This window comes from Streptococcus sp. WM07 (assembly GCF_004570525.1).
Taxonomy (GTDB): Bacteria; Bacillota; Bacilli; order Lactobacillales; family Streptococcaceae; genus Streptococcus.
Genome location: NZ_SPPZ01000334.1, coordinates 1 through 263, shown reverse-complemented (window position 1 = coordinate 263; position 263 = coordinate 1). Strand labels below are relative to the sequence as shown.

Sequence of the window (263 nt, the reverse complement as noted above, 5' to 3'; positions counted from 1 at the left end):
GGTTCCAGTAACTGTTAAAGTTTCTGAACCAACCGACGCGGATAAGAACACGCCAGTAGCACAAGATCAGACCGTTAAACCAGGTGAGGAAGTAGATCCATCTAAATCTATTGCAAATCTAGGAGACCTGCCAGCAGGTACAAAGGTAAGCTTTGAGAGTCCAGTAGATACAACCACACCAGGAGATAAACCAGCAACAGCTGTGGTAACGTATCCAGATGGCTCAACGGACAAGGTTCCAGTAACTGTTAAAGTTTCTGAAC

The 263-nt window shown here is 45.2% G+C and carries 1 protein-coding gene; it reads left to right on the top strand.

The annotated features are described in order from the left end of the window. A partial coding sequence (locus tag E4T71_RS09465; protein ID WP_245165737.1) for a Rib/alpha-like domain-containing protein occupies positions 1 to 263 on the top strand: 263 nt, incomplete at both ends.